This window comes from Serratia sp. C2(1), from assembly GCF_036352655.1.
Lineage (GTDB): Bacteria > Pseudomonadota > Gammaproteobacteria > Enterobacterales > Enterobacteriaceae > Serratia > Serratia inhibens.
Genome location: NZ_JAZFBA010000001.1, coordinates 1,147,539 through 1,168,322 on the forward strand (window position 1 = coordinate 1,147,539; position 20,784 = coordinate 1,168,322).

Genomic DNA, 20,784 nt, shown 5'->3' on the forward strand with positions numbered 1-20,784 from the left:
AAGAGTGATGATAACCCAGTAAATTATTTAAATTTGGCGAAACAAAGGGCTAAATTGCAGGTTAACCGGAGGATCGACGCGATTTTGTAAAAATATTTTTTCGTGACGCTGTCACTTTTTGATGGGCATATTTTGATTATCAATGAGTTACACAAAGAAAAACCCCGCCAGGAAGGCGGGGTGTGGGATCAATCGCACTGCACTTTTATCGCCAGGCCGCCGCGCGAGGTTTCGCGGTATTTGGCGTTCATATCTTTACCGGTTTCGTACATGGTCTCGATCACTTTATCCAGAGAAACACGAGGCTCACTGGTGCGGCGCAGCGCCATGCGCGCCGAGTTGATCGCCTTCACGGACGCAATCGCATTACGTTCGATGCAAGGTACCTGAACCTGCCCGGCAACCGGATCGCAGGTCAGACCCAGATTATGTTCCATGCCGATTTCTGCCGCGATACAAACCTGTTCCGGACTGCCGCCCAGCAGTTCAGCCAGGCCTGCCGCCGCCATAGAGCAGGCGACGCCCACTTCACCTTGGCAGCCAACCTCGGCACCAGAAATGGAGGCGTTCATCTTGTACAGAGCGCCGACGGCACCCGCAGCCATAAAGTAGCGGATATAAATGTCCGGGCTGACGGATTCGATAAAGTGGTCATAGTAAGCCAACACGGCAGGAACGATGCCGCAGGCACCGTTGGTCGGCGCTGTGACTACGCGGCCACCGGCGGCGTTTTCTTCGTTAACCGCCAGCGCGAACATATTGACCCAGTCAATGACGTTCATCGGGTCGCTGGACAGCTTGTCGGAGGAAACCAGCAGGCGGCGCAGCGCGGAAGCGCGACGCGGTACACGCAGCGGCCCAGGCAGCACGCCCTCGGTATTCAGGCCACGATCGATACAGGCGCGCATGGTCTGCCAGATGTTGCCGAAGTAGGTTTCGATTTCCTGTTTGCTGTGCAGCGCCAGCTCGTTCTGCATCACCATGCCCGACAAGGACAGCCCGGTTTTGCGGCAGTGATCGAGCATTTCACGAGCAAAATTGAACGGATAAGGGACGGCCAGTTCATGTTCGTCGACTTTGCCGAAGTTCTCCTCATCGACGATAAAACCGCCGCCAATGGAGTAGTAGGTCTTGCTGTAAACGTCTTTATCACCGGCGAAGGCATGAACCTGCATGCCGTTTTCATGCAGCGGCAGGTTGTCGCTGCGGAAAACCATGCCGCCGTCGCGCGGGAAATCGACCTCATGCAAGCCGCCGGCCAGCATCAGGCGTTGGCGCTGTTCTACATCGCGAATAAAACCCGGGATGCTATCGATATCAACGGTATCCGGCATATTGCCTGCCAGGCCGAGGATGATAGCGATATCGGTATGGTGACCTTTACCGGTCAATGAGAGTGAGCCGTAAACGTCTACAGCCACACGCGTGATAGAAGGCATCAGGCCTTTACTTACCAGATCGTCGACAAACTGTTTGCCGGCTTTCATCGGTCCAACCGTATGAGAGCTGGACGGGCCGATGCCGATCTTAAACATGTCGAAAACGCTAATCACGCTAAAACTCCTTAGAGGCATATTGTTATGGTCGCATCGGTTAAAAACCGAGCAGGGAACAGCGATATTGTAAAAGGCCCGTTCGGGTTCGGTTGCCTTTTTCGCATGAAATAAAATAATCCTTGGTGTTAACTTGCTTATTGATTGCCTCAGGCAGCAGGTCAGCCGTGGAACCTTCCGTTGCCCAAACTCCGTTAATGACAATCGCGTCAGCTTCCGTTGCTGGACGCTGCCGGCTTAATCCCTGTTTTGTTAGTGGTTTATTCCGGACGGCAGTATTTTACAGGTATTTCGTAAGGTTGAAGAGAGGGTTTACAGTTTTTTTAAAACTCTGATAGCCAGAAAGGTAGTTGAAAAAGCAGATGAATGAAGTGATGACGATCGCTTTACCTGCGGCTGTTATGCAGGTAACCGTTTGGCTTGTGATATTCATCACGAAATAAGCGTTAAATACTGACCTGTTGCGCCAGCCGCCGAATGATGGCGGCGGTCAGACCCCAGACAAACTGACTCTGATACCAGGAAAGATAAATGCGGTGCGAGTGGCCTGCACGATGAATATCCAGCGGGTAATAGCGCGACAGCGTCAGCGCTTCATGCAGCGGCATCTCGAAGACGTCGGCCACTTCGTCTTCGTTGGCGCTGAATCGCACATCGGGCGAGATCAGACCGACCACCGGCGTGACCTGAAACCCGGTGCTGCTGTCGAGCGGTGCGAGTTGGCCCAGGACGGTCACCGACTGGGGCGGGATCGCCACTTCTTCCTGCGCTTCACGCAAAGCGGTGATAATCGCCGACCCGTCTTCAGCATCGGTTTTGCCGCCCGGAAACGCCACCTGGCCTGCATGTTTACGCAGCGAGTCGGCGCGGCGGGTGAGCAGCAACGTGGGTTCGGGGTGGCAGATAATAGGGATCAATACCGCCGCAGGGCGGATATTGTGCGAAATCTGCGACGCCTGCGGCAACTGCAGCTGGAAACGGCTGATAAAGGCGGTAAGTGAGGTCGGGTAGATTGGTTGGCTCACGAGGCGGTAACCTCCCCCAGTTGCGGCAAGATGCGGCCGACCTTATCAAAGGTTTCCTGATACTCCGCCTGTTCCTGGCTGTCGGCCACGATACCGCCGCCTGCCGAACAGTAAATGCGACCGTTTTCGGTAATTAACGTGCGGATGGTGATATTGGTGTCCATAGTGCCGCAGGCGCTGATATAACCGATGCTGCCGCAGTAGGCGTTGCGCCGCTGCGGCTCAAGTTCCTCAATGATTTCCATTGCCCGCACTTTTGGCGCGCCGGTAATGGAGCCCCCCGGAAAGCAAGCGCGCAGCAGATCGGTTGCCGCGGTGCGTTCCGGCAGGATGGCGGTGATGGTGCTGACCAAATGATGCACGGCCGGGAAGGCTTCGACCACGAACAGTTCGGGGACGCGCACGCTGCCCGGTTCGGCGACACGGCCGATATCATTGCGCAGAAGATCAACAATCATCAGGTTCTCCGCACGGTCTTTGGCAGAGTTTGCCAGGCGTCGTGCCTGTTGTGCATCCTCAGCGGCATCGGCCAGCCTCGGCAAGGTGCCTTTGATCGGACGAGTTTGAACATGCCGGTTCTCCAGCCACAGGAAACGCTCGGGCGAAACGCTCAGCACGGCATTGTCCGGCAGGCGCAAAAAAGCGGAGAAGGGCGCGCGGTTGCTGGCGTTCAATTGTTGAAAGGCTTGCCATTCATCGCCCTGATAATCTGCTGAAAAGCGCTGCGCCAGATTAATTTGATAACAATCACCGCTACGCAGGTAATGCTGAATGCGCTGGAACTTTTCGCCGTACTGTCGGCGCGTCATATTGGCTTGCCAGCGGCTGGTCAAGGCAAATGCCTGCTGCGGTTCCGGCCGCTGTGCGTTAAGCCATTGCCAGCGCCGTTCCGTGTCGCCGTAGCTGAGCAACGTCAATGTCTGCCGGTGGTGATCGGCAATCAGCGCCCAGTCATAAATGCCGATCGCCATATCCGGCAGCGCGATATCCGCTTGCGCCCATTGCGGCAGCTTTTCCACTCTGCGGCCCAAGTCGTAACCGAACAGCCCGAGTGCGCCCCCCTGAAACGGCAGGTTGGGATCTGCCGCGGGATGCCAGTCTTGTCGTTCCAACTCTTCTTGCAGCAGGCTGAACGGATCTTCTTGCGACTGTCGGTAATCCTCTCCGCGGCGAACCTCGGTGATTTGCCCTCGAGTGGTGAGCGTTGCGCAGGGATCCGCGACCAGGATATCGAAACGGTTATGCGAATGCTCGGCAAACCCGGAGTGCAGCAACATTGCCCACGGCTGCTGAGCAAGCGGAGCGAAGTGCTCCAGTAGGGCGGTACGGGTGTAAGGCAAAGACTTAAGATTCGGTGCGATCGCGCTCATGGGCCTCAATAAACCTGACTGACGGTAACGGCTGTTTCTGGCGGCTATTCTGCCATATTCGACCGACGGGCGCATGCCCTGGCGTTGGAAGCCTAAGCACACTTCACATAAACGGCGAATAAACGATTTTGTAATGAAGCATTTTTTGCGCCATTGACTAGAATCTTATGTGTTAGAAAATAATAAATTCTGCCGAGGTTAAATTAACTTTTACCTGCGGGCACTGATTGAACCATAAAGCGATGAGTTAGTTTTGTCTTGTTATTGTTTCAGGTTGTCATCAAAAATGGTGAGGGCAGATATGTTTTATTGTCGGCAGCATGGACAGCGGAGTTTCGATTTCTCGCATCTTTGTGGCCTTCACTTTTCTTTGCGGGAAATGCAGGTTAAAGACATTCATTTTGAGACAAAACGTATTCATAAAGCTTTTTTAATTATTTAACGCCATTTTTTTAGAAAAAAGAAATATTTATTCGTTACTTTTTGCGAAGAGCTGCCTATGCCCTTAATGTTGAGTGTCATTGTCCCGCTGCATAACGCGGGTGAACTGTTCGAGCCTTTTATGGCGTCTCTGCTGGCCCAGGATGAACAACGGCTGGAGGTGATCATCGTCAATGACGGCTCTACCGATGGCTCCGGCGCCGCCGCCCACCGCTATGCGCGACTGCATCCGCATATTACCGTGATCGACCAACCTAATTCCGGTGTTTCCTGCGCGCGCAATGCGGGCCTGGCCATTGCGCAGGGGAAATATGTGGCGTTTCCGGACGCTGATGATGTATTGGCACCTGAAATGTATTCAACGTTAGTGGCCCTGGCCGAACAAGAACAATTAGATGTCATGCAGTGTAATGGGGAGCGTTATTTTACCCATGGAGATGAATTGCAACCGATTATTCCGCAAAATCGACTGGGCGACACCGGCGTAATTAGCGGGGCGCAATGGTTGGATCGTGCGTTGAAAACAAGAAAGTTTATCCATGTGGTTTGGTTGGCGGTGTATCGCCTTGATTTTATTAAACGGCATCAGTTGTATTTCGAGCCGGGTTTGCATCACCAGGATATTCCCTGGACCACCGAAGTGATGTTTAATGCGCAACGGGTCAAGTACCTCAGCAAAGCCTTGTATCGGCAACGGGTGCACGATCAATCCATCAGCAATCGCCGCCGCACCGGCAAGGCGAACGTGGAATACCAGCGGCACTATATGAAAATAGTGGAAATGCTGGTGGTGCTTAACCAACGTTATGCCGGAAAAATGGTTATTCGGCCGGCGTTTCACTGGCAGATTGCCCGCGAGGCGTTGGGTATTTGCCACAGTATTCGTCGGGAGCCTGAACTGGCGGCGCAGTGCCGAATCACCGAGGAGTTTTATCAGCGTGGCATTGATCGAACCATGGCGGCTAACGCGCGCGGTCTCAAGCAGAACTGGCACGTTATGTTGTGGTTGCATCGCCTGAAACAGTGGCAAGGCGGCGATCATTGCTCGCAGCCCGCCGCCGAATAACAGGCGTTGGGATCCGCCGGTTTAAGGCGTATAATCCCCCTCCATTTTGCCGGAGAGAAACACATGCTTGCAGGTATGCCGTCATTGAGTCACCAAGAGCAGCAGGAAGCTGCGGACCGTATCCATCTGTTGATGGGACAAGGCATGAGCAGTGGTGAAGCCATCGCGCGCGTCGCGCAGGAAATCCGCGAAAAACACCAGGGCGACCAGGTTAGCGTTCTGTTTGATGACGAAGACGAAGACGAAGATTATCAGGAAAGGCCGGACGAGCAGGCTGACGACGATTCGGAAGAAGACGAAAACTATTGATGTAGCAGGGGCCGGCAAGCCGGCCCCAACGTTTACCCCTCAATCACTACCGCGGCGGCAGCCTGCTTGGCTAGCGCCACTGCATGCTCTACATTTTCCGCCGTTGCCAGTGCCACACCCATCCTGCGTTGCCCGTTAATTTCCGGCTTGCCGAACAAACGCAGCTGATTGTAGCCGGTCAGTGCGCGATCCAAACCGCTGAAGCGCAGATCGCTGCTGGTCATCTGTGGCAGGATCACCGCCGAGGCCGAAGGGCCGAACTGACGAATAGCGCCAATGGGCAGACCAAGGAAGGCGCGAACGTGCAGGGCGAATTCGGACAGATCCTGCGAGATCAACGTCACCATGCCGGTATCGTGCGGGCGCGGTGACACCTCGCTGAAGATCACTTCATCGCCGCAGACGAACAATTCAACGCCGAACAGACCGAATCCGCCTAACGCCTGCACCACGTTTTGCGCAATCTCCTGCGCACGGTTCAATGCCAGCTCGCTCATCCGTTGCGGTTGCCACGATTCACGATAATCTCCGTCCTCCTGGCGGTGGCCTATTGGCGCACAGAAATGGACACCGTCGATCGCACTGATGGTCAACAGGGTAATTTCAAAATCAAACTTCACCAGCCCTTCGACAATCACTCGCCCGCCGCCGGCGCGGCCGCCCTGTTGGGCATAATCCCAGGCGGTTTTCAACTGCTCCGGGCTGCGGATTAGGCTCTGGCCCTTACCGGAGGAACTCATGACCGGTTTGATAATACACGGATAGCCAATTTCGGCGACGGCCTGCCGGAAGGCTTCTTCGCCGTCGGCAAAGCGGTAGCTGGAGGTCGGTAGGCCCAGGGTTTCAGCGGCCAGACGGCGGATACCTTCACGGTTCATGGTCAGGCGAGTCGCTTTGGCACAGGGCACTACGCGGTGTCCTTGTTGCTCCAATTCAACCAGCATGCTGGTGGCGATGGCTTCGATCTCCGGCACGATGTAATCGGGGCGTTCCTGTTCAATCAGGGCTTTCAGCGCGTTGCCGTCCAGCATATTGATGACGTGGCTGCGGTGCGCCACGTGCATGGCCGGGGCGTCCGCATAGCGGTCTACGGCAATCACTTCCAGTCCTAAACGCTGGCATTCGATGGCAACTTCTTTACCCAATTCGCCGGAGCCGAGCAGCATGACGCGGGTGGCTGACGGGCGCAGGGCGGTTCCAATAGTTAACATAGTCTCGTACCTGGATCTGTGGATTTAACGCGGTCTGATAATGGGTGTGCAGTATATACGAAAACGTTTGCGCATGCAGGAGGGGAGACGGAGGGCGACGTTATTGCCCAAAAAACCTGCCCGGCGGCTTTTTTTATGCGTGAAATCCGTAAACCCTACTATCTCTGTTATCATCTGCGGCTGATTCGGCGCCAACCCGTGGGTGCGCCGCCATTCCATTTGCCATATAAGAGTTATCGCCGTGAGCACAGTATCTTTTTCTTCCCTGCCGCTGCCAGCCGAACAGTTGGCCAACCTCAACGAACTGGGGTACGCCGAAATGACGCCGGTGCAGGCCGCCGCGTTGCCCGCCATCCTGAAAGGGCAGGACGTTCGTGCCAAAGCAAAAACCGGCAGCGGTAAAACGGCGGCGTTCGGTATCGGCCTGCTGGACAAAATCAATGTTTCCCAGGTGGCGACACAGGCGTTGATCTTGTGCCCGACACGCGAACTGGCTGACCAGGTAAGCAAAGAGTTGCGCCGGCTGGCGCGTTTCACCCAGAACATCAAAATCCTTACCCTGTGCGGCGGCCAGCCAATGGGGCCACAGCTTGATTCGCTGGTGCATGCGCCGCATATCGTGGTGGGCACGCCGGGGCGTCTTCAGGAGCATTTGCGCAAGAAAACGCTGGTGCTGGATGAATTGAAAGTGCTGGTGTTGGATGAAGCCGATCGCATGCTGGACATGGGCTTTGCCGATGACATCGACGACGTGATCAGTTACACCCCGCCGCAGCGCCAGACTCTGTTGTTCTCGGCGACCTATCCGAGCGGTATTGAGCGTATCAGCGCCCGCGTGCAGCGTGAGCCGTTGAATGTGGAAGTGGACGATGGCGACGATCAGACCTCCATTGAACAACGCTTTTACGAGACTACCCGCGATCAGCGCCCGGCGGTGCTGGTGTCCGCCATTCGTCATTATCAGCCTTCTTCCTGCGTGGTGTTCTGCAACACCAAGCGCGATTGCCAGAGCGTATATGAAGCGCTGGAAGCCCGTGGTATCAGCGTATCGGCGCTGCATGGCGATTTGGAACAGCGCGATCGCGATCAGGTGCTGGTGCGTTTTGCCAACCGCAGTTGCCGGGTGCTGGTAGCGACCGACGTAGCCGCTCGTGGGCTGGATATCAAAGAGCTGGAGCTGGTCGTCAACTATGAGCTGGCATTTGATCCGGAAGTACACGTACACCGTATTGGCCGTACTGGCCGCGCGGGCCTGAACGGCCTGGCGATCACCCTGTGTACGCCGCAGGAGATGGAGCGTGCGCATGCGGTCGAGGAGTACCAGCGCAAGGCGGTCACCTGGGCGCCGGTGTCTGAATTGAGCGGTGCTTCCAATACCACGCTGGAGGCCGAAATGGTCACCCTGTGCATCGACGGCGGGCGCAAAGCCAAAATTCGCCCTGGCGACATTCTCGGTGCCTTGACCGGCGACGCCGGGTTGACGGCCGCTGAAGTGGGGAAAATCGACATGTTCCCGGTACACGCCTATGTGGCGATCCGCAAGGCCAGTGCTCGCAGGGCGCTGCAACAGCTTCAGCAGGGCAAAATCAAAGGCAAGAACTGCAAGGTGCGGTTGTTGAAATAATTCGCGTCAGGGGTGCGCCTTGCATCCCTGCGTAAAATCACCTTATACTGTATAAAAATACAGTATTCTAACCTTTGAGGAATGCACACATGGCCGTTGAAGTAAAATATGTGGTGGTGAGAAACGGTGAGGAAAAGATGACTTTCGCAACCAAGAAAGAAGCCGATGCTTACGACAAAATGCTGGATCTGGCGGACAGCCTCGGTGAATGGCTGCAGCAGGCGCCTTTGAACCTGGATGACGAGCAGCGTGAAGGGCTGAGCTTCTTCCTGGCGGAGCATAAAGACGCGCTGGGGCAGATTCTGCGTGGCGCCGCGCCGGCGGAAGCACCGAAGAAACCGGCCAAAGAGAAAACGGAAAAATCCGTCGCTACCTCAAAAGAGGGATCTGCGTCAGAAAAGCAGGCGGCATAATGACTTATGTTGCGGCAATGTGATGAAAAAGGATCTAGAATGACCCGTGAAATAACTTTCTTCAGTCGCTTTGAGCAAGACATTTTGGCCGGGCTCAAGACGATTACTCTCCGGGACGCCAGTGAATCCCACTTTCAGCCCGGTGAGGTATTGCGCGTTAGCCGTAATGAAGATGGCGTATTTTTCTGCTTTATTGAAGTGCTGTCAGTCACGCCGGTTCACCTGGATGCGCTAACCGAACAGCATGCCAAACAGGAAAATATGTCGCTCAGCGAGCTGAAGCAGGTGATCAAGGAAATCTATCCGGGGTTGGATGAGCTGTTTGTCATCAGCTTTGTAAAACGCTGATCCTTTGCCAGACCTGTTGTGAGCCAGGAGGCAAATGCCCATGGATAGTGTTAATCACACAGGAGGGCATATGAAAAGAACGGGACTGAGTGTGGCCGTAGCGCTGCTGACCATGGCAGGTTTGACAACGACGGTACAGGCACAGGAGCAGCGCACGGCCAAAGTGGCGCAATGTAGCGGCCTGCAACCGGTAGACGTCGCCGCTCAGGTAAAACGCGATTATCTGCAGAACCGCATCACGCGCTGGGCATCGGATAAAAAGTTGCTGGGTACGGCCACCCCGATAGCCTGGATCAGCCCGGAAGCCATCACCGGCAAGGACGCGATCTGGCAGGTGCCGTTGAGGGTACGGGGTACCAAGCAGGATAAAACCTATAACGTGACCCTTGACTGCAACGCGGGTGAAATCAGCTACAGCGAACCGCAGTAACGCCACTGCTTTCAGGCTATCGCCTGCCTGAAAACTAAAAAACCCGCCTTGTCAGCGGGTTTTTTAGTTTTAGCGATTTACCTTAGTCGGTGAACGGAATAACCAGTTCACCGGGCTTCACTTCCAGCCCTTTTGCCAGCTTCTTCGCCAGCGCTTCGGTCTTGCTATTATCCGGGTTCAGCACGTAGGCCGGTTTTTGATCGAAGTAGGATTTCAGCGACTGATTCAGATAGGGGGTCAGCGCTTTCATCACCGTCTGCATTTTTTCCGGTTGCACGCTATAGTCGGTCAGCTCCATGTCCTTCAGGAATACCGCACCTTGCTCACGGTCATAGACCGGCTGCGCCTTCAGCGTCAGTTTCAGGTCGGCCGTCTGCGGGCCGAGGATCGAGCTGATATTCACCTTGGCATCGCCGGAAAGGGTGACCTTGCCCGGCTCACTGCGGCCAATCTGGCTTTTTAACTGAGTCAGCACAATATTGGCATCCAACAGCCCCGGCACGCCGATTTGCTTCTGATAATCGTTGTGCTTTTGCAGGTAATCATTCACTTCCTGTTCGCTGAGCGTGTATTGAGTGAGTTGATTACAACCGGCCAATACGCCGGCGAACAGCAGGGCGGCCGCGCCCATCAGAATCTTCTTCATTTGTGCCTCATAGCTACTGCCAACAAAATGCTGCAGATAATTGATTTGTCATTATAAACGGTCACCGCCTGCGAGGGAAATCCCTGGCGGTGGCAAACAGAATGATAGTGCGCGTGAAAGAGGGCATCACCTATCGGATAACGCTGAAACTGCTCAGCGCCGCAGACGCAGCGCCAGCAACAGTACGCCGCTCAAACAGGCCAGCCCACCCAACGCGGGAAACAGCGGAATGCCCCAAAGCCGCAGCGAAGCGTGCATCAGGTAGGGGGAAAGCCCCAGCGCGAAGGCTGCGGTAACAATGGCGATAGCCAGCGTGACCGCGGCCCGTTCCAGCGCTTTGCTCAGCTGATCGATATTCTTGACGTTGATGTCGGCGCCGATTTGACCCCGCTTCATACGGCGCATCATCAGCCGCAGGGTTTGCGGGATCTCTTCACCGGCATCCAGCACTTCTGCACCCAACGCCAGCATGCGCCGCTGCACGGCATCGGGGGAGTAACGCTGCAACATCACCTGCTGCAGCATGGGTTTTAACGTGGCGATAATGTCAAAGTTGGGATCGAGCCGGTGCAGCACGCCGTCTGCGGTGATCAACGCCTTGAACAGCAGCACCAGGTCCGGCGGCATCGCCAGTTGGTGCTCACGTGCCATTACCAGCAGATCGGTCAACGCCTTGCCTAACGTCAGGGTGGCGGAGGCTTGCTTATCGAGGAAGTTTTGCGCCGCCAGTTCCAGATCCAACAGATCCAGCGGATCGCTATCCGACCAGGCAATCAGGGTATTAACGATGCCACCGGACTCGCGTTCAGCGATGGACTGCAACAGAAGTAACAGTTGATTGCGACGCCGTTCGGAAAGCTGCCCCACCATGCCGAAATCGATAAAACCGACGCGGTTACCCGCTAACGCCATGACGTTGCCGGGATGAGGGTCGGCGTGGTAAAGGCGATGCTCCAGCACCATTTTCATAAAAGCTTGTGCGCCGCGTTGCGCCAGTAATGGGCCGTCAAACCCGGCCGCCGCCAACTGCTGCGGGTTCTCCGGCGCTATGCCCGGCAAGAATTCCTGAACCAGCAGGCGTTTTGACGACCATTGCCAGTAAATCTTCGGGATTGCCACCTCCGGCTGCTGGGCAAAATGTTCCGCCATCCGCTCGCAGTTATTGCCTTCGTGGGTCAAGTCCAGTTCGTGATTGAGTGCGGTCGCCAGCGCTCGCACCATCTGGCGGGGGCGGTGACGGGCCAGCGCCGGGCTTTGCTGTTCAACGGTTTCCGCCAGATAAGTCAGCAGGCGTAAATCGGCGTGAATGGTTTTCGCCAGGCCCGGCCGCAGCACCTTGATCACCACCGCTTCGCCGCTGTGCAGGCGTGCGCGGTAAATTTGCGCCATCGAGGCGGCGGCCAGCGGCGTGCTGTCAAATTCGGCAAACAGGGTATGGGGATCGGCGCCCAGATCGGCCGTGACTTGCGCCGCCAGCTCGCGCCACTGCAGGGTAGACGCCTGGCTGTGCAAGCGATCAAGTTCGTCGGTCCAACTTGAGTCAAGCAGGTCCGAACGGGTAGCCAGAATTTGCCCGAATTTGACAAAGGTGGGCCCCAGCGCCTCCAGCGCGGCGCGCAAACGCACCGGCAAGGTTTGGTTGTCTGGTTGAACACCCCCGTTTTCGGCACCGCTCAGCAGGGAGCCCAAGCCCAGCAGGCGAATGATATCCTGTAATCCGTAGCGGATTAACACCGAGGAAATTTCTTTCAGTCGTGCCCGGTCGCGGGCGGTGACCAACACCATTTTCAGCATATGCGCGCTATATCCTTATTGCGAAAGGGCTTACTGTTCCATATCGAGCAGCAGTGGAACATCACTGAGCTGCGCCATATGGTTGCGGTAGGCCTCAACGTTTTCCGGTAGCGCAACCCCGGCGACGATCGACAAAGAACGCAGCAACGGAAACAGCTGAATGTCATCTTCCGACAAGGTGCCATTCACCGCATCAGGGGCGACAATCAGGCCGGAAAGCGCCTGGAGATCGATCTCCAGCTCAGCAATGAGATCGGCGCTGTTGGCCAGATGCTCGGCAAAATCACCGATCGAGGCCTGTTTCTTGCGGGTAAAGTATTGGCGTGCGCTGTCAGTGGCGAACTCTTCGAAATCGGCATTGGCAATGCGCGGCAGCAGTAATTTTGCGGAGTAAGCACCGACCCGTTGCAGCCAGTCGGCGATGGCCGGGTTGGTTTTACCGGTCAGCAGCGGCCGGCCGTCGAGGTTATCGACGTAGCGTACGATATCCATGCTTTCCGGCAGATAACTGCCATCGTCTTTTTGCAGAATGGGCGCCATTTTCTTGCCAATTATGCTGATGGGGGTGGCTTCATCATCGTTCAGCAAGGTGACGAGGCGGACAGGCAGATTCTTCAGGCCGAAAATCATGCGGGCTTTAACGCAGAATGGGCAATGATCGTAGATAAACAGTTTCATGCTTGCTCCGGTTGTCAGGTTTGAACAGCAATAGTTATCACAGCATACGGAGGCTGTCGCGAAGAGTTGTGTTGGAAGGTGCGTTATTGTGGCGTGGCCCGCGCATTACGCACGGGCCATAGCAGAGATTATTTTTTGGTCGGCACTGAATTGATGACGTCTATCAGGTGTGTACGCGCCTCTTCCAAATCGATTTTATCGCGCTCGTTGGCTGCGTTGACTATCTGCAACTGTTTGATGATGTCACTTTTCAAAGTGGCATTTTCAGCAATGATATGAGCCAGCGCTTTTTCTACCAACGTTGAGCGCGCGTAGATCATGCGCAAGTTAAGTACCATGTGTTCCAGTAGTTGAGGTAATTTTTCTTCATCTGTCATTGCCAACTTCTCCTGTTCCCGTTTTTACTATCAGGATAGCAGCTCTGGGAAATTCGGCTGATTTTCTGGCAACTTAGAGAAAAAACTCAGCCGCCGCGCAGGATCGCCGGTGCGGCAGTGCGCGGATTGAACTGCCAGTACAGAGCGAACAGGGTCATAAAACCCACGATACCCAACAGGATCCACGGCAGTTCGGGCATGTTCATCGTCCGTCCGGTGTCGTACATCCAACCGCCGCCGGTGTAACCGATCGCGCCACCCAACGCCAGGCCGAGGCGGCTGAATCCCATATAGCTACCGCGTGCGCGCGGATCCGCCAATGAGGCGCTGAGGGTTTCCCGCGCCGGTTCGGCGATGATGGAACCGAGGTAGAAGCAGCAGATCAGGATGAAGACGCCTTGCAGGCTGGTCGCCAGGCCGACGGGCAGCAGGCTGAGGGTCATCAGCAGCAGGCCTGCCATCAACCGCTGTTCCAGGCGAAAACGCTTTTCGCTCCAGCGTGCCAGTGGGTAGAGCAGTGACAGCGACAGCGCGGCCTCAATGGCATACATCCATTTTACCGCTGCCGGCGAGCCGGCGATTTCATTGACCACGATAGGCAACATCAGCATCACCTGAACCGACAGCATGTAGTAGCCGGTCAGCGTCAGCACATAAGTCAGGAAACGGCGGTCGCGCAGCACGCGCATCATGCCTTCTTTCATCGGGGCGCGGACGGTGGAAATACGGTAAGCCGGCAGCAGCCAGGCGTTCCAACCGGCCGCCAGCACGAAAATGGCCGCGCCAACCCAGCAAACAAAGTGGAAATCATATTGCAACAGCCAACTGCCGATCAGGGCACCAATCACTGCGCCGGCGCTGTCTTGCATCATCAACAGAGAGTAAAAGCGACCGCGTTCATGCGGGCGGGTGAGCTTAATCACCAGCGCGGTACGCGGCGGATCAAACAGCGTGCCACCGAGTGCGGAAAGGGCGCAAGAGAACCACAGCAGCCAAGGCTGATCGGCCATCGCCATGGTGGCGAAGCCTGCCGCACGCATCAGCATGCCGGTGACGATCATCGGTTTGGCGCCGAACCGGTCGGCTATCGCGCCGCCGAAGATCCCCAACCCTTGCTGAATCAACTGCCGTAAACCCAGGGCGACGCCAACCACTACCGCAGCCCAGCCGAGTTGATCGACAAAGCGGATCGAAATAAGCGGAAAGACCACAAAGAAGCCCAAAACCACTAACAAATTATCGAGTAACAGGAAATATTTACCCAAGCTCCGAGCTTGCGATACCAGAGACATGCTTCACCACGAGCAATTAAGTAGGGAGAGGAGAGTGACCCGTCTAGTTTGTACCCAATCGCCTGAGGCCGATAGGGGCGAGGTAGATAATATTTTTTATCGTCAATACGTTACCCGTACGGCAAAACAGCACGAAAATAGCCGTAAAATGATTAATCGCTTATTTACTGAGCTGTCGGGGTTTTACCTCCAGGGCAGGCTACGGTTATATTAAATGAGGGGAAGTGCGGTTCTGCGCCGGTCGTTGAAAAATAATGGCTCAGGATATGATCGTTACGGGATTATTATCCGGACGCGCACCCAATAAATACTTCTTATCGAACCGTTCTGACCGCGGGGGAAATGATGTTTGGCTACCGCTCTGCATCACCGAAAGTACGTCTCATCACCGACCGACAGGTCGTGCGTTTGGTTCATGAACGCGACGCTTACCGTATGGCGGAATACTATGCCGAGAACCGGGCTTTCCTGAAGCCCTGGGAACCGGTGCGGGATGAAAGCCATTGTTATCCTTCCGGCTGGCAGGCGCGGCTGGGGATGATCACGGAAATGCAAAAGCAGGGCAGCGCTTACTATTTTATCCTGCTCGATCCGGAAGAAAATGAAGTGCGGGGCGTGGCGAACTTCAGCAACGTACTGCGCGGTTCGTTTCATGCCTGTTTTCTCGGCTATTCGCTGGCTGAAAAGTGGCAAGGGCAGGGCTTGATGTATGAAGCCCTGCAGTCTGCGATCCGCTATATGCTGCGTCAACAGCGCATGCACCGCATTATGGCCAACTATATGCCGCACAATCAGCGCAGCGGCGCGCTGCTCACTCGTCTGGGATTTGAACGTGAAGGTTATGCCAAGGATTATCTGCTGATCGACGGGCAGTGGCAGGATCACGTCCTGACGGCATTCACCAATAAAGAATGGCTACCGCCACGCTGAGAGCAAAAATGAAATACGAATTAAGCGCTAAAGAAGCCCGAGTGATTGGCTGCCTGCTGGAAAAACAGGTAACCACGCCGGACCAGTATCCTCTCTCCCTGAATGGGATCACCCTCGCGTGCAACCAGAAAACCAACCGCGAACCGGTGATGGATCTGACGGAAAGCGAAGTGCAGCAGGTTCTCGACCTGCTGCTGAAAAAACATTTTATCCGTACTCTGAGCGGTTTCGGTAACCGGGTGGTCAAGTATGAGCACCGCTTTTGCAATTCGGAATTCGGTCAACTGAAGCTGTCTGCCGCCGAACTGGCGGTGATAGCCACCCTGTTGCTGCGCGGGGCGCAAACCCCCGGTGAACTGCGTACCCGTACCAATCGCATGCATGAATTCAGCGATGTCTCTGAAGTGGAGCAGGTACTGCAGCAATTAAGCGCCCGGGAGGATGGCCCGTTTGTCGTGCGTTTGGCGCGGGAGCCGGGCAAGCGCGAAAGCCGCTTTATGCATCTGTTCAGCGGCCCGATTGATGAGGCGGCGGCGGAGGTTGCGGCGATCGATGACGCTGAATTGAGTGGGCGCGTCAGCGTGCTGGAAAGCGAAGTCGCAGAATTGAAACAACAGTTGCAGGCGTTACTGGCTCGGGGGCAGCATGACTAAATTACGCGTTGGCGTAGTGGGTCTGGGGGGCATCGCGCAAAAAGCCTATCTGCCGATCCTCTCTCTGGCAGCGGATTGGACGTTGGTCGGCGGCTTTTCCCCTAATCAGCAAAAAGCGCAGCCGATATGCGACAGCTACCGCATGGCCTGTTTTTCCAGCCTGGATAGCCTGGCGCAGCAGTGTGACGCGGTATTTGTTCACAGTAGCACTGCCAGCCATTTTCAGGTGATAAGCGAACTGCTGCGTCATGGCGTGCATGTTTATGTCGATAAACCGCTGGCGGAGACCCTGGAGCAGGGCGAGCAGTTGATCGCCTTGGCCGAGAAGCAGCGCAAAACGCTGATGGTGGGTTTTAACCGCCGTTTTTCCCCCGTGTACCGCCAGTTGAAACAGGAAATGCAACGGCCGGCGTCGATTCGCATGGATAAGCACCGGGCCGACAGCGTCGGGCCAAACGGCCTGCGTTTTACCTTGTTGGACGATTATTTGCACGTGGTCGATACCGCGCTGTGGCTGGGGGGATGTGAGGGGCAGTTACTCAGTGGCAGCCTGCGTGCCACAGATGCCGGTGAACTGCTGTATGCCGAACACCACTTTGCCTGCGGCGAAACGCTGGTGACCACCAGCATGCATCGCCGGGCCGGTAGCCAGCGCGAAAGCGTGCAGGCGGTGGCCGAGGGCGCCGTGTATCAGGTGAACGATATGCGACAATGGTTGCGGGAAGATCCGCAGGGCTTGCTGGAGCAACCGCTGGCCGGTTGGCAAACTACCCTGGCGCAGCGCGGTTTTGACGGCGCCATCCGGCATTTTATCGCGTCTGTCAGCAACCAAACCGTGCCGGAAACGGCCGGGGAACAGGCCATCGCCGCTCAGCGGGTGATTGAACGGCTGCTGCAGGATGCCGGTTTGTAAGGCGACGCCCCAGCGTGGGGCGCACGCGCTATTGCGGGATGTGCCTATAACTCCATGTAACATATGGCGGTAGCTATTCTGCTGTGGATGCGTAAACTTATCCGCTAGTTTTACGGACGCCTGCTGATGCAGGCGTCGACATTTACGGGACACATCAGACAACCACATGAACCTACTAAAATCACTGGCCGCCGTGAGCTCTATGACGATGTTTTCACGGGTGCTGGGCTTTGCCCGTGACGCCATAGTGGCGCGCGTGTTTGGTGCCGGTATGGCGACGGATGCCTTCTTCGTGGCGTTCAAACTGCCTAACCTGTTGCGCCGTATTTTTGCCGAAGGCGCATTTTCTCAGGCCTTTGTGCCGATCCTGGCCGAATACAAAACCCAGCAGGGTGAGGAGGCGACTCGCACTTTCGTCGCCTACGTTTCCGGCTTGCTCACGCTGGTGCTGGCGGTGGTCACCGTATTGGGGATGCTGGCTGCCCCTTGGGTGATCTACATTACCGCGCCGGGTTTCGCCGATTCGCCGGACAAGTTCGCGCTGACGTCGTCGCTGCTGCGCATCACTTTCCCCTATATTCTGCTGATTTCACTGGCTTCTCTGGTGGGTTCGATCCTCAACACCTGGAACCGTTTTTCGATCCCGGCCTTTGCGCCGACGCTGTTGAACGTCAGTATGATTGGCTTTGCGCTGTTTGCCGCACCTTATTTCAACCCACCGGTGCTGGCGCTGGCCTGGGCGGTGGTCGTGGGAGGCGTGCTGCAACTGGGCTACCAGCTCCCACACCTGAAAAAGATCGGCATGCTGGTATTGCCGCGCCTCAAACTGGGCGATGCCGGCGTATGGCGGGTGATGCGCCAAATGGGGCCGGCGATCTTTGGCGTTTCGGTAAGCCAGATCTCGCTGATTATCAACACCATTTTCGCCTCGTTCCTGGTCTCGGGCTCGGTATCCTGGATGTACTATGCCGATCGTCTGATGGAGTTTCCTTCCGGCGTGCTGGGCGTGGCGTTGGGTACCATCCTGCTGCCGTCGCTGGCCAGGAGTTTTTCCAGCGGTAACCACGATGAGTATTCGCGCCTGATGGATTGGGGGCTGCGTTTGTGCTTCCTGCTGGCGCTGCCGAGCGCTATCGCACTGGGGATATTGGCCAAACCCCTGACCGTATCGCTGTTCCAGTACGGCAAGTTCAGCGCCTTCGATGCGGCCATGACCCAGCGTGCGCTGGTGGCGTACTCGATAGGCTTGATGGGATTGATCGTGGTGAAGGTACTGGCGCCGGGCTTTTATTCGCGGCAGGACATTAAAACACCGGTGAAAATCGCCATTATCACGCTGATCATGACGCAGGTGATGAATCTGATGTTTATTGGCCCGCTAAAGCATGCCGGCCTTTCGCTGTCGATTGGGTTGGGAGCTTGTCTAAACGCCTCGCTGCTGTACTGGCAGCTGCGTAAGCAAAAAATTTTCCACCCGCAGCCAGGCTGGGCAACCTTCCTCATCAAACTGGTGATGGCGGTGATCGTGATGTCAGCGGTGTTGGTGGGCGTGATGTGGCTGATGCCGGCCTGGGATCAGGGCAACATGCTGGAGCGCCTGCTGCGACTGGCGGTGGTGGTGGTGGCCGGCGTGGTCGCCTATTTTGGCGTGTTGGCCGGTTTGGGCTTCCGCCCTCGGGACTTCGCCCGCCGGGTGGCATAAACGGGGGATCCCCGGCAGCCATTGCGCAAAAAAAGGGTCGCCTCGGCGACCCTTTTTCATTTTTAAACGTTGTCTTACATGCGTTCGACAGTGTCGATACCCAACGTATCCAGACCGGTTTTCAACGTCCTTGCGGTCAACAATGCCAGTTTCAGGCGGCTTTGGCGCGCTTCTTCACTGTCTGCATTCAGGATTTGGCAATGTTCGTAGAAGCCAGAGAACAGGCCTGCCAGGTCGTACAGGTAAGTACACATCACGTGCGGCGTGCCATCGCGTGCGACCGTAGTGATGACTTCTTCAAATTGCAGCAGGCGGGTCGCCAGCGCAATTTCACGCTCTTCGCTCATCACCAGCGGCAGCGTCAGATTGCTTTCATCGAGACCGGCGCGTTTGAATACCGAAGCTACGCGGGTATAGGCATATTGCATATAAGGGGCGGTATTCCCCTCAAACGCCAGCATGTTGTCCCAGTCGAAGATGTAGTCGGTCGTACGGCTTTTTGACAGATCCGCGTATTTGACCGCGCCGATACCGACCACGTTCGCCAGGTGCTGCATTTCTTCTGCCGGCATATCCGGGTTTTTCTCGGCAATCAGTTTGCCGGCGCGATCGATAGCTTCATCCAGCAGGTCGGACAGCCTCACGGTACCGCCCGCACGGGTTTTGAACGGCTTGCCGTCTTTGCCCAGCATCATGCCGAACATATGGTGTTCCAGCGAGAGAGAGTCCGGGATGTAACCGGCTTTACGCACGATGGTCCATGCCTGCATCAGATGCTGGTGCTGGCGGGAGTCGATGTAGTACAGCACGCGATCTGCGCCCAGCGTTTCGTAGCGGTATTTGGCGCAGGCGATATCGGTGGTGGTGTACAGGTAACCGCCATCCTTCTTCTGGATGATGACGCCCATAGGTTCGCCGTCTTTATTCTGGTATTCGTCGAGAAATACCACGGTGGCGCCTTCGCTTTCCACCGCCAGCCCCTTGGCTTTCAGATCGGCGACGATGCCCGGCAGCATCGCGTTATACAGGCTCTCGCCCATTACGTCGTCTTCGGTCAGAGTGACATTCAGGCGGTTATAGGTGAGCTGGTTTTGCGCCATGGTGATGTCGACCAGTTTACGCCACATCGTCAGGCAGTATTGATCGCCGCCCTGCAATTTCACCACGTAGGCGCGGGCGCGTTCGGCGAAATCGGCATCTTCGTCGTAGTGTTTCTTCGCTTCACGATAGAACTGTTCCAGATCGGACAAGCCCATGTCGCTGGCATTTTCATTCTGCATTTTTTCCAGGTAGGCAATCAGCATGCCGAACTGGGTGCCCCAATCGCCGACGTGGTTGGCGCGGATCACTTTATGGCCCAGGAATTCCTGAGTGCGTGCAGCGGCGTCGCCGATAATGGTCGAACGCAAGTGACCGACGTGCATCTCTTTCGCCACGTTGGGCGCGGAGTAGTCGATGACGATGGTTTGTTGTTTAACCGGTGCAATGCCAAGCTTTGGCGCACTCAGCACTTGATCGACCTGCTGCGCAACCCATTCGCCGTTCAGGAAGATATTAATAAAGCCGGGACCGGCAATTTCTACTTTGCTGGCGATGTCGCCGAGATCAAGCAGCTGTACCACTTTTTCCGCCAACTGGCGTGGTGGCATGCCGAGTTTCTTGGCTACGGACATCACGCCGTTGGCCTGATAGTCGCCAAATTGTGCTTTTGCTGACTGACGGACCTGCGCTTCGCAATCGGCTGGCGCGCCTGCGGCAATCAACGCCTGGCTGACTTTATCTGAAAGAAGAACCTGAATATTCACCGGGTTACCTTAATGACGAACGAGGGGCCGTATGCCATGCCCCTGCGGGATTCAAAGGTGGTTTTCTGGCTGCGCGTCAAGACGGCGGCCCACCACAAAACAGCCTGTAATTGTAACCGATCTGATGTGTTACGTCAGCAGTTGGCGCGGGAGAGAAGGCGAAAGTGCAGGTTTGAAAATGCCCGCCCAACAGAGAGTATGTGT

Annotated in this window: 20 protein-coding genes; 10 read left to right on the plus strand and 10 right to left on the minus strand. The window is 56.0% G+C overall.

Annotated features, from left to right (window positions below; all coding sequences use genetic code 11):
• Positions 1-188: 188 nt before the first annotated feature.
• The 3 genes from sdaA to pabB all read right to left on the minus strand — a co-directional run bounded on the left by sdaA (position 189) and on the right by pabB (position 3,948).
• The gene (gene sdaA / locus V2S86_RS05305; protein WP_330761544.1) at positions 189-1,553 is read right to left on the minus strand and encodes an L-serine ammonia-lyase; all 1,365 of its coding nucleotides are present in this window, start codon (positions 1,551-1,553) and stop codon (positions 189-191) included.
• 446 nt (positions 1,554-1,999) lie between these two features.
• Positions 2,000-2,578 carry a CoA pyrophosphatase gene (locus tag V2S86_RS05310; RefSeq protein WP_330761545.1) on the minus strand — a complete coding sequence of 193 codons (579 nt, stop codon included), beginning with the start codon at positions 2,576-2,578 and terminating at the stop codon, positions 2,000-2,002.
• A complete protein-coding gene (gene pabB / locus V2S86_RS05315) occupies positions 2,575-3,948 on the minus strand; it encodes an aminodeoxychorismate synthase component 1 (protein ID WP_330761546.1) in 1,374 nt (457 codons plus the stop codon). Before pabB ends, V2S86_RS05310 begins: the two co-directional genes overlap by 4 nt.
• Before the next feature lie 499 nt (positions 3,949-4,447).
• Between pabB and V2S86_RS05320 the strand changes: the two genes are divergently transcribed.
• Together V2S86_RS05320 and V2S86_RS05325 are read left to right on the plus strand one after the other, a co-directional pair.
• Positions 4,448-5,455 (plus strand): glycosyltransferase, encoded by a 1,008-nt coding sequence (locus V2S86_RS05320; RefSeq protein ID WP_330761547.1) that lies wholly within the window; start codon positions 4,448-4,450, stop codon positions 5,453-5,455.
• A 63-nt stretch (positions 5,456-5,518) separates the two neighbouring features.
• The gene (locus V2S86_RS05325; protein ID WP_330761548.1) at positions 5,519-5,764 is read left to right on the plus strand and encodes a YoaH family protein; all 246 of its coding nucleotides are present in this window, start codon (positions 5,519-5,521) and stop codon (positions 5,762-5,764) included.
• A gap of 32 nt (positions 5,765-5,796) precedes the next feature.
• Here V2S86_RS05325 and purT read toward each other — a convergent pair whose 3' ends face one another.
• On the minus strand, positions 5,797-6,975 hold the full coding sequence (gene purT / locus V2S86_RS05330; RefSeq protein WP_330761549.1) for a formate-dependent phosphoribosylglycinamide formyltransferase: 1,179 nt from the start codon (positions 6,973-6,975) through the stop codon (positions 5,797-5,799).
• Between the two features lie 241 nt (positions 6,976-7,216).
• On the opposite strand from purT, the gene dbpA reads away from it, so the two are divergent.
• From dbpA to yebF, 4 genes are all read left to right on the plus strand, one after another.
• The gene (dbpA, locus tag V2S86_RS05335; protein WP_330761550.1) at positions 7,217-8,599 is read left to right on the plus strand and encodes an ATP-dependent RNA helicase DbpA; all 1,383 of its coding nucleotides are present in this window, start codon (positions 7,217-7,219) and stop codon (positions 8,597-8,599) included.
• An 89-nt stretch (positions 8,600-8,688) separates the two neighbouring features.
• Positions 8,689-9,012, plus strand: a complete 324-nt coding sequence (locus V2S86_RS05340) for a YebG family protein (RefSeq protein ID WP_330761551.1) — start codon at positions 8,689-8,691, stop codon at positions 9,010-9,012.
• A gap of 39 nt (positions 9,013-9,051) precedes the next feature.
• Entirely contained in the window at positions 9,052-9,360 is a 309-nt protein-coding gene (gene yqfB, locus V2S86_RS05345) for a N(4)-acetylcytidine aminohydrolase (protein WP_330761552.1), read from the plus strand.
• Positions 9,361-9,430: 70 nt separating this feature from the next.
• The gene (gene yebF, locus V2S86_RS05350; RefSeq protein WP_330761553.1) at positions 9,431-9,790 is read left to right on the plus strand and encodes a protein YebF; all 360 of its coding nucleotides are present in this window, start codon (positions 9,431-9,433) and stop codon (positions 9,788-9,790) included.
• 82 nt (positions 9,791-9,872) lie between these two features.
• On the opposite strand, the gene V2S86_RS05355 is transcribed toward yebF, so the two are convergent.
• The 5 genes from V2S86_RS05355 to mdtH form a co-directional block, all read right to left on the minus strand.
• A complete protein-coding gene (locus V2S86_RS05355) occupies positions 9,873-10,436 on the minus strand; it encodes a lipoprotein (RefSeq protein ID WP_004945593.1) in 564 nt (187 codons plus the stop codon).
• 153 nt (positions 10,437-10,589) lie between these two features.
• Positions 10,590-12,230: an ABC1 kinase family protein gene (locus V2S86_RS05360; RefSeq protein ID WP_330761554.1), complete on the minus strand. Its 1,641-nt coding sequence runs from the start codon at positions 12,228-12,230 to the stop codon at positions 10,590-10,592.
• 30 nt (positions 12,231-12,260) lie between these two features.
• A complete protein-coding gene (gene grxB / locus V2S86_RS05365; protein ID WP_330761555.1) occupies positions 12,261-12,908 on the minus strand; it encodes a glutaredoxin 2 in 648 nt (215 codons plus the stop codon).
• Positions 12,909-13,036: 128 nt separating this feature from the next.
• Positions 13,037-13,285 (minus strand): hypothetical protein, encoded by a 249-nt coding sequence (locus V2S86_RS05370; protein ID WP_006316788.1) that lies wholly within the window; start codon positions 13,283-13,285, stop codon positions 13,037-13,039.
• 86 nt (positions 13,286-13,371) lie between these two features.
• Positions 13,372-14,577, minus strand: coding sequence for a multidrug efflux MFS transporter MdtH (mdtH, locus tag V2S86_RS05375; RefSeq protein ID WP_330761556.1), 1,206 nt, complete (start codon positions 14,575-14,577; stop codon positions 13,372-13,374).
• Positions 14,578-14,922: 345 nt separating this feature from the next.
• Between mdtH and rimJ the strand changes: the two genes are divergently transcribed.
• From rimJ to murJ, 4 genes are all read left to right on the plus strand, one after another.
• On the plus strand, positions 14,923-15,507 hold the full coding sequence (gene rimJ / locus V2S86_RS05380; protein ID WP_330763156.1) for a ribosomal protein S5-alanine N-acetyltransferase: 585 nt from the start codon (positions 14,923-14,925) through the stop codon (positions 15,505-15,507).
• A gap of 8 nt (positions 15,508-15,515) precedes the next feature.
• Positions 15,516-16,160 carry a YceH family protein gene (locus V2S86_RS05385; RefSeq protein WP_330761557.1) on the plus strand — a complete coding sequence of 215 codons (645 nt, stop codon included), beginning with the start codon at positions 15,516-15,518 and terminating at the stop codon, positions 16,158-16,160.
• Complete coding sequence (locus V2S86_RS05390) at positions 16,153-17,073, plus strand: Gfo/Idh/MocA family protein (protein ID WP_330761558.1); 921 nt, start codon at positions 16,153-16,155, stop codon at positions 17,071-17,073. Before V2S86_RS05385 ends, V2S86_RS05390 begins: the two co-directional genes overlap by 8 nt.
• Before the next feature lie 166 nt (positions 17,074-17,239).
• Positions 17,240-18,775 (plus strand): murein biosynthesis integral membrane protein MurJ, encoded by a 1,536-nt coding sequence (gene murJ / locus V2S86_RS05395; RefSeq protein ID WP_330761559.1) that lies wholly within the window; start codon positions 17,240-17,242, stop codon positions 18,773-18,775.
• Between the two features lie 74 nt (positions 18,776-18,849).
• Here murJ and argS read toward each other — a convergent pair whose 3' ends face one another.
• Complete coding sequence (argS, locus tag V2S86_RS05400; protein WP_330761560.1) at positions 18,850-20,580, minus strand: arginine--tRNA ligase; 1,731 nt, start codon at positions 20,578-20,580, stop codon at positions 18,850-18,852.
• Between the last annotated feature and the right edge of the window lie 204 nt (positions 20,581-20,784).